14 protein-coding genes are annotated in these 14,346 nt (G+C 44.9%); 9 read left to right on the top strand and 5 right to left on the bottom strand.

Annotated elements, in window-relative coordinates:
- Window positions 1-5 precede the first annotated feature (5 nt).
- A complete protein-coding gene (locus tag ACMA1I_RS07965; protein WP_337067776.1) occupies window positions 6-1,436 on the top strand; it encodes a TolC family protein in 1,431 nt (476 codons plus the stop codon).
- 237 nt (window positions 1,437-1,673) lie between these two features.
- Here the strand turns inward: ACMA1I_RS07965 and arsB are convergent, their stop codons facing one another.
- From arsB to ACMA1I_RS07950, 3 genes are read right to left on the bottom strand one after another with little or no spacing between them, the layout of a single operon-like run.
- A complete protein-coding gene (gene arsB / locus ACMA1I_RS07960) occupies window positions 1,674-2,717 on the bottom strand; it encodes an ACR3 family arsenite efflux transporter (RefSeq protein ID WP_337067775.1) in 1,044 nt (347 codons plus the stop codon).
- A 2-nt stretch (window positions 2,718-2,719) separates the two neighbouring features.
- Complete coding sequence (locus ACMA1I_RS07955; RefSeq protein ID WP_337067774.1) at window positions 2,720-3,328, bottom strand: protein-tyrosine-phosphatase; 609 nt, start codon at window positions 3,326-3,328, stop codon at window positions 2,720-2,722.
- Window positions 3,329-3,386: 58 nt separating this feature from the next.
- Window positions 3,387-3,719, bottom strand: a complete 333-nt coding sequence (locus ACMA1I_RS07950; protein WP_337067773.1) for a metalloregulator ArsR/SmtB family transcription factor — start codon at window positions 3,717-3,719, stop codon at window positions 3,387-3,389.
- A gap of 314 nt (window positions 3,720-4,033) precedes the next feature.
- Here ACMA1I_RS07950 and ACMA1I_RS07945 point away from each other — a divergent pair, with 314 nt between their 5' ends.
- From ACMA1I_RS07945 to ACMA1I_RS07910, 8 genes are all read left to right on the top strand, one after another.
- Window positions 4,034-4,657: a hypothetical protein gene (locus ACMA1I_RS07945; protein ID WP_337067772.1), complete on the top strand. Its 624-nt coding sequence runs from the start codon at window positions 4,034-4,036 to the stop codon at window positions 4,655-4,657.
- Between the two features lie 73 nt (window positions 4,658-4,730).
- The gene (locus ACMA1I_RS07940) at window positions 4,731-4,979 is read left to right on the top strand and encodes a winged helix-turn-helix domain-containing protein (RefSeq protein WP_414703888.1); all 249 of its coding nucleotides are present in this window, start codon (window positions 4,731-4,733) and stop codon (window positions 4,977-4,979) included.
- Between the two features lie 49 nt (window positions 4,980-5,028).
- Window positions 5,029-6,303 carry a hypothetical protein gene (locus ACMA1I_RS07935; RefSeq protein WP_337067770.1) on the top strand — a complete coding sequence of 425 codons (1,275 nt, stop codon included), beginning with the start codon at window positions 5,029-5,031 and terminating at the stop codon, window positions 6,301-6,303.
- Window positions 6,304-6,832: 529 nt separating this feature from the next.
- The gene (locus tag ACMA1I_RS07930) at window positions 6,833-7,426 is read left to right on the top strand and encodes a hypothetical protein (RefSeq protein ID WP_337067769.1); all 594 of its coding nucleotides are present in this window, start codon (window positions 6,833-6,835) and stop codon (window positions 7,424-7,426) included.
- A gap of 439 nt (window positions 7,427-7,865) precedes the next feature.
- Window positions 7,866-8,576, top strand: a complete 711-nt coding sequence (locus tag ACMA1I_RS07925; protein WP_337067768.1) for a DUF421 domain-containing protein — start codon at window positions 7,866-7,868, stop codon at window positions 8,574-8,576.
- 177 nt (window positions 8,577-8,753) lie between these two features.
- Window positions 8,754-9,467, top strand: coding sequence for a DUF421 domain-containing protein (locus ACMA1I_RS07920; RefSeq protein ID WP_337067767.1), 714 nt, complete (start codon window positions 8,754-8,756; stop codon window positions 9,465-9,467).
- A 602-nt stretch (window positions 9,468-10,069) separates the two neighbouring features.
- Window positions 10,070-10,579, top strand: a complete 510-nt coding sequence (locus tag ACMA1I_RS07915; RefSeq protein ID WP_337067766.1) for a biopolymer transporter ExbD — start codon at window positions 10,070-10,072, stop codon at window positions 10,577-10,579.
- Between the two features lie 2 nt (window positions 10,580-10,581).
- On the top strand, window positions 10,582-11,421 hold the full coding sequence (locus tag ACMA1I_RS07910) for an energy transducer TonB (protein WP_337067765.1): 840 nt from the start codon (window positions 10,582-10,584) through the stop codon (window positions 11,419-11,421).
- Window positions 11,422-11,603: 182 nt separating this feature from the next.
- Here the strand turns inward: ACMA1I_RS07910 and ACMA1I_RS07905 are convergent, their stop codons facing one another.
- A complete protein-coding gene (locus tag ACMA1I_RS07905; RefSeq protein ID WP_337067764.1) occupies window positions 11,604-12,569 on the bottom strand; it encodes a glycoside hydrolase family 5 protein in 966 nt (321 codons plus the stop codon).
- 42 nt (window positions 12,570-12,611) lie between these two features.
- Window positions 12,612-13,868 carry an AGE family epimerase/isomerase gene (locus tag ACMA1I_RS07900; protein ID WP_337067763.1) on the bottom strand — a complete coding sequence of 419 codons (1,257 nt, stop codon included), beginning with the start codon at window positions 13,866-13,868 and terminating at the stop codon, window positions 12,612-12,614.
- Between the last annotated feature and the right edge of the window lie 478 nt (window positions 13,869-14,346).

The following is a 14,346-nucleotide window of genomic DNA, read 5'->3' as shown; positions in this document are numbered from 1 at the left end:
CCTCTATGTCATTTTTTAAACCTATATATACCTTTCTATGCTTCTTTTTGATAATTGGGTGTGTTAGCAGTTGCAAGGTGGTGGAGCCGCCGCAGTTACCGGTAGCTCCCGAAATGCCTGCTACCTTTACCGGCAGTACCGACACCACAAACTTTGCGGATATTCATTGGAAAGATTTCTTTAACGACCCGCATCTGACAAGTCTTATCCAGACAGCGCTCCAGAACAACCCGGATTTTCTGATAACACTGCAGCGAATAGAAGCCTCCCGGGCAAATTATGACATTGCGCGAGGTGCCCTGCTACCTTCTGTAGATGCACGCCTGAGAGTAAGATCTGGTGACCTGATGAACAATTTGCTGAATGGCACCATTTACGGCGACCGGAATGTAGTAACCCAGACCCAAAACCACTTTCTGGGCTTTGTGAGCACCTGGGAAATTGATGTCTGGGGCCGACTCAAAAATCAGCGTAAGGCCGCTTTTACCCGCTACCTGGCTTCCGAAAAAGGAAGGCACCTGGTCTCTACCACGCTAGTTGCCGAAGTAGCTCGCTTGTATTACGAACTGCTCGGCCTCGACAATGAAATTGAAACGATAGAGAAGAACATAGCGCTGCAGGAGACAGGGCTGGAAATCATTAAAATACAGAAAATTGGTGGCCGGGCTACAGAGCTGGCCGTGCAACAGTTCCATGCGCAGCTGCTGCGAACCAAGAGCCTGGGCTTTGAGAAGCGGCAACGTATAATCGAAACAGAGAACGAACTGAATGTGCTATTAGGCCGGTACCCACAACCGATCCCAAGAGGCGAATCTATTATTGTGCAGCACCTGCCGGAGGCGGTTAATGTTGGCATTCCTTCTGATTTGCTGCGCCACAGGCCAGATGTACAACAGGCAGAGATGGAGCTATTGGCAACTAAAGCCGATGTGGAGGCTGCCCGTGCCGCCTTTTTACCTTCCTTTACCATTACCCCTTATGCCGGTGTGCATTCCCGCACCATTCCTACGCTGTTCAACAGTCCGGAGTCGCTGGTGTTTGGCTTACTTGGTGGCGTTACAGCTCCCATTTTTCAGAACAGACGCATTAGATCAGACTATAACCGAACAGTTGCTCAGAACTTTGAAGCGTACTACAATTACCAAAAAAGTATTATAACAGGTTACGAAGAGATCAGCACAAACCTGCAGCGGGTAGATAATTACAAACAAGCCTATACGCTGCGTGAGCAGGAAACTGAGGTGCTGCTCAATGCCGTAAGCACCTCTAATGATTTGTTTATGGCTGGCTATGCCTCTTACCTGGAGGTTATTACTGCCCAGAAAAGTGTGCTCGAAGCAGAGTTAGGCAAAGCCAATTCGCGCAAAGACATTTTCTTAGCCTTGATAGATTTGTACAGGTCGCTTGGCGGCGGATGGGGGGAGACTGCGGAATAAAACGAAAGTCTGACACCTACAGTCTTTACAACTCAAATTCTTCTAATGAATTTGCCCTTCCAGAGCCTTTTCAGGATCCAAAGGCACAGGAGTTTTAACTGGTACTCTGGCTCATCTGGCAACAGCTTTATAATTTCTAATTTTGAATTAGGCGCTGCCAAAAGATTCTTCTAATGAAAATGGCCTTCCGGAGATAGTTTTCACATAATTACCTAATGGGGCAATGCCATTAGGCGGTTAAAATTTCTTTTTGTTGGCAAATGCTACGAGCGAGAGCATAACCGGGACTTCTACCAGCACCCCCACCACACATACCAAAGCTGCAGGGCTTTCGAGGCCAAAAAGAGCAATAGCAACAGCTACTGCAAGCTCGAAAAAATTGCTGGCGCCAATCATGGCAGCCGGCGCACAAACCGGATAGCTTAATTTTAATTTTCTGCCGCTGTACCAGGTTAGAAAGAAAATAAAATATGTTTGCAGGATCAGCGGAATGGCAATAAAGACAATAATAAGCGGATTGTTCAGAATGTTCTCTCCCTGAAATGCGAACAATAACAACAAGGTGAGCAGCAGCGCCACAATGCTCATAGGTTTTAATTTGGGCAAAAAGCTAGCCGTAAACCATTGCTCCCCTTTGGATCGGATAAGTGCGCGGCTCGTGAGGTAACCGGCAATAAGCGGCACCACCACATAAATGACGATACTAAGCACTAGCGTATCGTATGGCACCTCCACCTCTGTAATTCCTAAAAGCAAGCCAACAAGGGGTACAAAAGCTATCAGGATAATCAGGTCGTTTACCGATACCTGCATGAGGGTATAATTCGGGTCACCATCGCTCAGGTAAGACCACACAAAGACCATGGCTGTGCAGGGTGCCGCCCCTAACAAAATGGCTCCTGCTATATACTCACCTGCCAGTTCAGGTGCGATAAAGGCAGCGTAAATATTAGAGAAAAACAGCCAGGCAAAAAAGGCCATGGTAAAAGGTTTGATCAGCCAGTTTACCAGTACCGTAAGCACAATTCCTGTTGGTCGTCTGCCTATTTTTTTCAAACTCGAAAAATCTATCTGCAGCATCATCGGGTAAATCATCATCCAGATCAGAATCGCAATAGGAATATTAACCTGGTACAGCTCTATTTTGCTGAGAGACCTCATAGCGTCACCAGCCACAGAACCGATTAGGGTACCCCCCACAATACAAATGATAACCCAGAGCGTAAGGTATTTTTCGAAAAAGGCAATTTCCTTTTTAGGGTGCTTGGCAATTTTAGTCATTGCTAAAGTATTTTAGAAAACACATACAACATTTCGGAAGCAATCTGCAGGCTTCTTTCATCGTACTTTGCCGCCTCCTCAGCTGTGCCGTCGAATGCCTTTGGATCTTCGTAACGAACTGGAATGCGCGCTTCTGCTCCTGCTATGTAAGGGCAATTTTCGTCGGCATGCGAGCAGGTCATAACGGCGGCAAAGCCTTTGGCCGGATTGGCGGCATCATCAAACACCTTCGAGAAAGCGATAATGGGTGTGGCATCTTTGCTGTACTTAACCTCCACTATCGGATTCTCCTCCCCCTCCTGGCTTACCATAAACCCAGCCCTTGCAGTAGCGGCAATAGCTCGGTCGTTAAAGGCTGTCACTTCCACTCCTCCGGAAAAACACCTTACCTCCACATCCTTTATTGCGGCCGCTGTTTGTGCCCAAATCTGTGAAAACTGGCTCCGGCGAGAATTGTGGGTACATATAAAGTTCAGCAGAACGGGTTGCCCCGCGTCCTTTTTCTGCTGAATAAACGAGACTAGTTCTTGTAGCACCGCTTGCCGCTCTTTAGTTACAGGCAGCTCCAGAGCCTTTGCAATAGTGTGCTGTAGAGTTGGGTAAAGGTCCATTAGCTATGTTGATTTAATTAACAGTTTAATTGGCACTATTTAGGTAGCTGATTTAGCTTCAGCAGCAGTTGTTACCACCCCCAGTGAACCGCTGAAAGAGTTCGTTGAACAATGTCTGTAGTTCACGCCACCGCTCTGCATCTATGCAATAGCATACAGTTGCTCCTTCAATCGATCCTTTAATTAAACCGATCTCCTTTAGCTCCCGCAAGTGCTGGCTGATGGTTGCCTGTGCCAGCCCAAGGCTGTTTACCAGCTCCCCGTTAATGCAGGTATTTGCCTCAATCAAATAATCGACGATAGCAATGCGGGCCGGGTGTGCCAGCACCTTGGCTACCTTTGCCAATTCGTTTTGCCGCTCCGTAAATAAATCGGTCTTGGAAATGCCCATGTTGTGTCGCTCTTCTATCGTATCATTGCAATAATACGATAGTAATTTTTATCTGCCAAGCTGATTTAGAAAATTACTTATTTGCATACAGAGCTTTTTAATCATCCAGAACCCACATACTCTAAAGCACAATTCTTCTAATAAAATTGGCCTTCCGGAGGTAAGCAGAAGACATTTTAGCTTAGGGTACAGGTAGCTCTCAGAAGCTTTGAACACAGAAGTATTCTACCTGCGGTGCCAGGTACAAAAATCTCCCGCTCCTTTACTTGGAATTTCAAAAACAAATTTTAACTTTGAAACACAAAGTACTTTATATGAATCAACAACACGAGCAACTTGCCACCTTGCAGGAGATCCGCAACATTATGGATCGGTCTAGCCGCTTTATTTCGTTGAGCGGCCTTTCCGGAGTATTTGCAGGTGTAGTTGCACTGGCCGGTGCAGCTGTGGTGAAATGGTACCTGAGCACAAACAACATTAACTATCGTACTGCCATCGCGAGAGGCCTGGACTTTGAGGTACTGGTTTTTCTCTTGTCGGTGGCATTGGGGGTTATGGTACTGGCCATTGCAGTTGCCATTTATTTTACCACCCGTAATGCCCGCCAAAGACAGCAGCCGATCTGGGACAGTAAAGTACGGCGCCTGCTCCTGAACATGGCCATTCCGTTGGCTACCGGAGGTCTGTTTTGCGCCGTGCTGCTCTACCATGGCATTGTGTACTTAGTAGCCCCGGCCATGCTCCTGTTTTATGGCCTTGCCCTGATCAACGGCAGCAAATACACCCTCAGCGACATACGTTACCTGGGCCTCTGCGAAATTGCATTGGGGCTGTTGGCTTGTTTCTTTATTGGGTATGGATTGCTCTCGTGGACAATCGGTTTTGGCGTGCTCCATGTTTTGTACGGCACCATTATGTACTACAAGTACGAGCGCTAAAAAAGCTGACAGGGTGAGAGAGTATCTTGAAAATATAAACAAGGCCTTCGAAAGCAAGGCCAGACTCGGCATTATGTCGGTACTCATGGTAGAGGACCGGGTAAATTTTAACACCCTGAAGGAAACGCTACAGCTAACTGATGGCAACCTGGCCAGCCACTTACGAGCCCTGGAGGAAGCAAGCTACCTGCGGGTAGAGAAGCAGTTTGTAGGCAGGAAACCCAACACCAACTACCAGGCCACTAACGAGGGCAAAACTGCCTTTAAAGAACACCTGGATGCCCTGGAGCAGCTTATTCTAAATAACAGAAACAACGATTAATTTTTTTATCCTTTTACTTTGAAACACAAAGTACTTTTCATAAAAAATCATGAATGACAAAATCGATTCCACTATGAAAGATCACATTATAGCCAACATTAATAACCCAGGTCAGCTAGAAAAGCTGTACCGGGATAACAAACACAGCTTCAGAAAAGCTTTTAATGGGCTGTACCCGGACCTCCAGCACAACGCCAGCCCCCTACTGGAGTTCTGGCACGAACGATTGAATTACATGACCGAAGACATATCCTGGGGATCCAGAAAAGAGTTGCTGTTTGTTATCATAGCTTCTTTGGTGGCAGGTTTGGTGGCAAAGTTTCCTTCCATTTTCCAATTGGAGGAAGACCTTTTTTACCAGAGGAACATTGGTTTCATCGTTTTCCCTTTCCTTACAAGCTACTTTGCATGGAAAAACAAGCTTCCGTTCAGGCTTGTCGCTTTTCTTGGAGTTACAATTTTGCTGGCGCTGGTTTTTATTAATTCGCTTCCGCACCAGGGCAAAAGCGACACCTTGGTTTTGTCCTGCATTCACATGGTTTTGTTTTTGTGGTCTGTATTAGGGCTGGCTTATATTGGCAATAATGTGCGCAACTACGAAACACGACTTGCCTATTTAAGATACAATGGCGACTTGGTTGTAATGGCTGCCTTGCTAATTATTTCAGGAGTTATTTTAACCGGAATAACAATTGGGCTCTTCTCCCTGATCGGGCTCCAGATAGAGCAGCTCTATTTTGAGTACGTTGTGATTAGTGGGCTGGCTGCCATTCCCATAGTAGGCACTTACCTTACCCAGACCAATCCGCAACTAGTAAATAAGGTATCGCCGGTCATCGCCAGGTTGTTCAGCCCGCTTGTGCTCGTCACGCTGGTTGTTTACCTGATAGCTATCATTTACTCTGGCAAAGACCCATACAACGACCGGGAATTTTTGCTTCTATTCAATTTGCTGCTGATCGGAGTAATGGCCATTATCCTCTTTTCCGTTGCCGAAACATCCAGAGTAACAGAAAACAAAGCGACAACAACCATTCTGTTCCTGCTATCTGCAGTCACTGTTATTATAAATGGCATTGCCCTGTCTGCCATTCTGTTCCGGATTTCTGAGTGGGGAATTACACCCAACAGAATAGCGGTACTCGGGGGCAATATCCTTATCCTGATTAACCTGCTATTTGTGATGTTAAAACTATTTAGGGTATTGACCAAAAGAGGAGAAATTGGCGAAGTAGGTAACACCATTGCAGCTTTCCTCCCCCTCTACAGTTTATGGATTATATTAGTTACTTTCCTGTTTCCGCTGCTATTCTGGTTTGCATAGTGCTAACGCAGTAGAAAAGCAGGATTTTAGAGTTGAATTAACAACTATCTAACTTGTGCGGGGAGAACAACATAGCTTTCTCCGTACAAATTTAGGTAATGCAGGACCAGCAATTTATTCCGCAGGCCATTTCTATAAAAATTTCACTAGATTTTAAAATAATCCTAATTACTACTCAAGTTACCTTATTGGAAAAATACAGAATCTATACTGTTAAGCATCTAGTGGTACTTAATAATTTATAGGATAATTATCATTTTAAGCAGCCTCCTCTGCTCCTGCAAGCATAAAATTCTGTGAAGTCCGTCTTTTAAAAATCCTTGATTTCAGTCATCTAAAATTGGCTTATTTTGCTGAAGCTGAATAAAATAGCAAAGCAAAAAACAACATAAAAATCAATAACTAATTATAAACCAGTAATTTAATTTTATCTATTTCAATAACCCTTCCTGCAACTTCAGCGTTAAAAAAATAGTCATCTTCTTAGATAGATCATCTTATTTTGTGTAGCATCTAAACCAATAAAACTATGAAACGACTACTTGTACTAACTTCATCAATCCTATTTTTTGCAGGCTCTGTAATTGCACAGGATTTGCCCCGACCTCAAACTACAGCTCCGGTAGCTGCAGAGGCTATTCAAAAAGGCAACTGGATGGTGGGAGCCAATGTGGGCAATATAGGCTTCAACTTTAAATCAGACAATTTCCAGATTGATCTTAATCCACGGGCAGGCTATTTTATAAGCGACAATGCAGCCGTTGGTGCCGAAGCTCAGCTAGGGTTGCAGATATATGATGGTGGAGAAGTTTTTAGATATGGCCTTACCCCCTTCATACGCTATTACTTTCCGGAAGGCGCAGCCCCCACGCATCGCTGGTTTGGAGAAGCCATAGTAGGTGTTGGCGGTAGCTCTTTGAAAGACAGTAACGACGATGCCATTTTTTCGAGTGTATTTGGTTTAAGAGGAGGTTACTCCCACTTTGTTGCCAGCAACGTAGCCCTCGAAGCCATTCTGGGTTATACCAGAACTAATGCTGACATTAACACAGGTAACAGCCTTTCTGGCTTATCGTTAGGGCTTGGCTTTCAAATATACCTGCCAGGCAGAGCAAATAGATAATTTTGTATTATAACTTCTTTTCAGAAGCACCTCGCCCACGCCAGGTGCTTCTTTTTTTGAATTTATAACCAGAAGCGCAAAACCATAGGTATGCTGAACCTGTTTATCAACTGTGTCTGGCAAATTACAAAAATGTACTTCTGGCAGTGGCTATTTGCTTGCACCGTTTAATCAGTCTGTATTTTTTGTGCTATTGCAAGGAATACGGAGTTAAGTCTGTGTTTATACTTAAATTTTTTTACTGTTCCTTCTGATGCTCAATTTTCCGTATAAAGAGCCTTGTTAGGGCAGCTTTTGCTAATGGCAGTTGAACCTTAACAGTAGCAATTTACCAGGTTGGGGCTTTAAGTAATTCTTACGCTTCAGGTCATTTTGCCTGTGTTGTAAGGCTGCTACAGCGGAATAAAAAATACAATCGTTTGAAATTACTTTAGTTTACATGGAAAAAGATGACATTAACATTTCGGACTGGGAACGGATTTTAACAGGTGAAAATCCCTGGCTCTTCCTGGTAGAGGTTTTTGTACGGACGATACTAATTTACCTTTTGCTTTACGCTGTGTTGCGCCTACTCGGCAAGCGAATGAACGCCCAGATGACTATAACAGAAATGGCGGTTATGATTACTTTGGGTGCCATTGTATCTGTTCCTATGCAGATAACCGAAAGAGGAATACTACCCACCTTTGTAGCCCTCCTTTGCACCATTGCATTTCAGCGTGGTCTCAATCTATGGGCCTTCAACAACAGCAAAGTGGAGGCGCTAACACAAGGCAAGGTAAGTGTAATAGTAAAAGACGGCTGTTTGGTTATGGATGCCTTTGATAAATCGAATGCTACCCGCGAGCAGGTTTTTAGTCAGTTGCGCAAGCAAAAGGTGCAGCACCTGGGGCAGATTGAGCGGGTATATTTCGAGGCCTGTGGCCATTTCAGCATTTTTAAAAGACAAGACACAAGGCCGGGTTTAAGCATTTTGCCACAGCAAGACAAAATGCTCTGGGACGAGCAACCAAAATGCGACGATTACTACTCCTGCTTTAGATGCGGCAACACCATACAAGCAGATCAGGACCCGGATGAAGAATGCGATAATTGCGCCGATAATCACTGGGTTGCCTCTATGGATGTAAAAGAAAAGCAATTCGATTAACTTCAACATGCTTTCAAGTTGGCACCCTGAAAAAAGTAAGACCTGTTGCAGACCCGTCACCTGTCTCCAGGCAAAACATTTCCAAATTATTCTAATGAAACTGGCCTTCCAGAGGCAGAAGATCTCGTCTATGCCCAGGGCTAAATCACCTAATTATAAAGAAAACGAAGTTATAAAATGGAATCTCAGGATTATCAGATAACCGACATCATGCGCATATTGGTAGGCAAGGAGTTGCCTTGGCTATTTTTGCTAGAGGTAGTGCTGCGCGTGTTTTTCATTTATTTGCTCATTATGCTGTGTATGCGTCTGATGGGCAAGCGTATGGCTTCTCAGTTAAGCAATCTTGAAATGTCTGCCCTAGTATCTTTGGCGGCGGCAGTGGGGGTTCCAATACTGGCACCTGAACGAGGCTTGCTACCGGCTGTTATCATCGCCCTGGTGGTGGTGGTTATTCAGCGCATTATCTCACATTACGCCTCCAAAAGCGAAAAATTTGAATCCGTAACGTTTGGTGATCTCAGCGTACTGATTGAGGATGGCCAGATGCTTTTAGACATCATGAAAAAAAACAGGGTAACGCGGGAGAGACTACAGGCAGAACTCAGAAGCAATGGCGTATCGAACCTGGGACAGGTAAAACGTGCCTACCTCGAGACCTCCGGCGATTTTACTTTTTACCTCCACGAAGACCCAAGTCCTGGACTTTCCCTAATTCCGGAATGGGACGAAGAAATGCGCGACAGGCAGGAAAAAGCTGATAATTACTATTCCTGCAACATCTGCGGTTACCTGGTTAGCGATGAAAAACACTCTCAGTGGAAATGTGAAGCCTGCGGTCATAAAGAATGGAGCAATGCCGTTGTAACGCACACCGTTGGCGAGGTGTAAGCCCACCAGAAACTGCGGAATACTTAAAGTAATTATCCGCCAACCATTCTTGCCTAATGTTCATTGTGTAACAAACAAGCCCTTCCAGAGCAACTTTTTGTATCTCTGGAAGGGCTTGTTTGTTATTGCTTGTCTGATTAACTGCTACCGCACAAAATACCTTATCCGCCTCACACCTCAATGCCGGGACTATTCCACCTGGCATGCCGGTATCTGATTGCAGATTACTTCAAAATAAATTCTTCTAATAAAAACAGCCTTCCTCTACATTTCAAGCCTCATCCGGCATAAGGGCTACAGATCACAACAAGCTGAATTTAAACGGATTACATTTCTTTTTCACATAAATACTCTTTTCCTCTTTCTGCAGAAGTACGTCCTCTTGCTTTCCAACCTCCAAAAATATTTTCTTCCCTATTTATGCAATTAGAGTTGCTCTGGCATCTTGAAAGAAACAAAGCAACAGAAGTGGCAGCCCCAACCTGTTACAATCAGGAAACTATCATGTTCGACTTTACCGGGTAAATAAGCAGCAGTACCTGCTCCTACCCTATTCAGATAATGAACCTTAGCATTGCATTCAAAACAGAAAGGAGACCCATATGGCACAAATCCAGGAAAACGCCAGCCCAACGAAAGGCGGCAAAAGAAGAGTCAAAAAAATGCAGACCCAGCTCGACATGACACCCATGGTAGACCTGGCGTTTCTGCTGCTTACTTTCTTTATGCTCACCACCACCTTCAGTAAACTCCACTTTATGGGGCTACAAATGCCGGTGCCGGATGGTGAAACAGCGGTTAGAGAAGAAAATGCCTTAACGGTTGTACTTGGTGCCGAAGATAAAGTCCATTATTTCTTCGGCTTTCCGGGAGATGAGCCGCCAGTAGCCACCACAGATTTCTCTGCCAACGGTATCCGGAAAGTATTAGGCTCCGGCCGGGTGCGCAACAACCACAAAATGGTTGTGCTCATAAAAGCCACTCAAGAGTCACGCTACAAGAACCTGGTAGATATACTGGATGAAGTGCGGATAACAGCTACTAAACGATACGCCCTGGCAGAGCTGCAGGGCGAAGATAAAGAACTTTTAAAAACTAAAATAGGAGGATAACCATGAACCAAAACCACTTAACTACCGCAGTAAGCCTTGACGACATTGTGTTCGACGGGCGAAACAAAGCCTACGGCGCATACCTGCTCCGCAAGCTATACAGCGAGCATATCACCAAAGCTGCCCTTATGGCCTGCACCCTCTTTCTGCTGCTGGTTAGCATGCCCCTAATCAGCCGCCTTATTGCCGGCGACACAGTAACAGTGGTAGCTGGTCCGGACACCAGAGTTATACCTTTTGAAACTATCCCCGACATTCCGCCACCACCTCCCTTACCGGATGTTACGCCGCCAACACCTCCGCCTCCGGCTCAGCAGCCTGCCATCAGGGCTCAACTGAAATATACCACTCCAGTTGTAAAGGCTAACCAAGACGTTGCCACCAACGAAGACTTGCCGGAAGTGGATGAACTCCGCACCATCGACGCCGGCACCAAAACTGTAGAAGGCGTAGCAGGCGGCCTGCCAGATATTGGCGTTCCGGACGGCGCAGGCACTGCAACAGGCATAACAGATGTAGTAGTAGAGCAGCCAGTACTTTTTGCAGAACAGATGCCTTCTTTCACAGGTGGAGAGGCTGCCATGTTTGCCTACATCGGCAAAAACATTAAATATCCACAGCAAGCCATACGAGCACAGATAGAAGGTACAGTTTATGTTTCATTTGTGGTTAGCAAAACCGGTGAAATAAGCGATATTGAGGTGCTGCGTGGATTAGGGGCAGGTTGCGACGAAGAGGCCATACGTGTAATTAAAAGCATGCCTAGCTGGTCGCCGGGCAAGCAAAATGGCAGAACAGTGCCGGTGCGGTACAACATCCCGATCAAATACACTCTAAAATAGAAGTATTGTAGCCTGCAATACTATAGCAGCAGAATAAATGAAATTGCAGGCTACACTTTTTACTTATAGCAGTCGATAAACAACTTTCAGCACACCGATTTCTGAAAGTGTCTTAATTAAATGTTTTTCGCAGTTTATTGTCCAGTTTTAATTACACCTTCAGATCTGAGCTTTGATACTAACTACTTCTTTTTCCCGGCAAACTCTCTGAGCATGGCACGCGACAGTACCCCCGATTTTTTTAGATCTTTTTCCTTCCAGCCACCCGTTGAACTGGCACTAGGCAATAACACAGAGCAGGTTTCATCTTTATCGGAAACAGACCAGGTGACCCAGCTAATTTTGTTTTTTTCTGCCCAGTCTATCCACTTCTTCCACTCCTCTTCGTTAAGTGGCCCATCACCGGAAGCCTCCATGCCCGCTGACTCTGAGATGAAAAGTGGAAGCCCTTTGCTTAGCGCATAATCGCCTCTGTTCCGGAGTTCTTGTTTATGCGTGGCAGCATAAAAGTGGAGCGTGTACATGAGGTTCCCATAGCCCGTTATGGGGTTATCAGCTGCCAGATGCACATCCTGGTCCCAGTGCGGCGTACCTACTAAAATAATATTATCGGGGTCTATGGCCCTAATGGCTTTAATTACTTCTATAGCGTAAGATTTTACCTCCTCCCAACTCTCCTGATCGGGCTCATTAAAAATCTCATAAATTATATGCGGGTTCTTTCCGTAGGTTTGCGCCATAAGGGTAAAAAACTTCTTCGCCTCTTCCAGGTGTATGTCGTGGCTGTGCCAGTCAATTATCACATACATATCTTCCTTAATGGCCGCATCTATAACAGCTTTTGCCTTTCCAATAGACCACTCCGGCTTCTCCAGGTAGCTGTCTTTAGGTCCTACACCTATGGCCGCCCGCACCACACCACAGTTCCAGTCTTTTCGCAACCATTGTACGGTACCTGCATTATAAAAACGGGGCCAGAAGTTATGCCAGCCGAAGCTCATTCCGCGCAGTACAACAGGGTTTCCGTGCTGGTCTTGCAGCTGTTTGCCCTCCACCTGCAACTGCCCATGCTTTTTAACGGATTGAGCATTAGCGGCAATACCTGCAGCAACAAAAAGCAAAGTGGCAAGGATAGTTTTTAATTTCATGATTGACGTGGGTAAGCATGCCTGCAAAAGCAGCCAAGGTATTTAATTTGTAGTGATTTGATTTTTATTGAAAACTATTTCTCCCTCATGCAGGGTACGGCAACGTTGCAGCACTTCCAGACAGGCGCGGGTATTGTGGTAAGGGCATTTCCAGAAACCTATTTTATCGTAGCTTACCATCAAACTGTAATCATCGTTCACACCCCAGTACCACTCTCCTTGCTCTTTGTCCAGCAGGTGTTTTTTGGCAAACTGCCATGCATTCCATGAATACTCCAGATATTTATAATCCTGTGTAATCTGAAAGGCGTTCATGAAGCCCACCATAGCCTCGGCGCTTACCCACCATTCACGATGCTTGTCGTAATGCAGGCTTTCATTATCTACCTCATGGTACAGGCTGCCATCTGTTTGAAGCCCCTCTGTGCTTGCATTTGCCAAGGCCACCGCTACCCTTTCTGTTTCATCAAGCAGTTCCTTTTCACCTAGAGTCCGCGCAGCCTCTACTAAAAGCCAGGATGCTTCTATATCATGCCCATACGATACCATATCAGCGACAGAGTTCCAGTTGCGATCAAAAAACAAGTTGAGGTGACTTGTGCTAGGGTTAACAATGCGCTTTAGAAAGATGATTAGCAGCTTCTTTAACTGCACCCTCAGATGCTGATCCGGCCAAACACGGTACAAGTTAGCATATGCCTCCAGTACATGCAGGTGCGTATTCATTGTTTTGGGGTTGTTTCGGTCTTTGGGGCTAAGACGAAGGTCATCGAGTAGCTGCCCATCTCTGCTAAATGCCTCCAAATATCCACCCTGAACCGGATCTAAACTAAACTTCTCAATCCATAGAAACAATTGCTGGCATAGTTGCAGCGCCTGCGCCTTCTGTGTGGCTTTGTAATACTCACTCAGGCCATAAATCATATAAGCCAGTGCGTAAATTTGCTTACGGGTGTCGAGTGGTTTGCCGGCAGCGTCTACAGACCAGAACACTCCTCCACATGCTTTATCTAAAAAATGACCTACTATATAATTGTAAGCCCTATCAGCTACCATAAGGTATTGTGCAGTGGATGCTTGAAGATAGGCAGCTGAAAACGACCATAAAACCCTGGCATTCAATACGCTGCCTTTCGGTGCGCTCTCATCTACTGTTCCGTTATCAGCCATTTTTGCCACAAAGCCACCGTTCACATTGTCAAGGCTCTTAAGCATCCAGAAGTTTAGAATGTGGGATAGCTCCTGCTCCACGTCCTCCAGATAGACCTGAAATGGTATTTTTGCTGTGGGCTCTTCCATTGATTTTCTGGTTTATGAGGTGTAAACTCTTTTTCAATCTCCTACTATATCTATGTAAATGAGTGCTTTGATTACATAACATTATTACCAAGAAGCTTTTTACCCCTTTCTGGAGGAGGACTTTTCCTGTTGAAATTGGCTTGAGCAGTCTTTCTGTGGAGACTTTAAACTAAATGATTCTAATGGCATCTTAATATATATGACAAATATTGGCAAAACGCTTTACAAATATTCGTTAGCAAATCTAAAGCTTTCCTTTACCAAAGGCATAGTACTATTTTATCAAATTATTTATCTTTACTTTAACTTAAATAAAGGAACGGTAAACTACTTTCATAAACACTTTTCCCAGTTTGCGGAAGATTAATCAAATAAAATGCAGATAGATATCACTTTCCTGGAAAGTATAGATAATCAAATTTGCTTCAACAGCTGTAACTAGAAATCGAAATAAGGCACAACCTATTTTATCTATTTG

It is taken from the genome of Pontibacter sp. 13R65 (genome assembly GCF_047525655.1).
GTDB lineage: Bacteria > Bacteroidota > Bacteroidia > Cytophagales > Hymenobacteraceae > Pontibacter.
The sequence above is the reverse complement of the archived record's forward strand: the minus strand, read 5'-3'. Positions and strand labels throughout refer to the sequence as shown.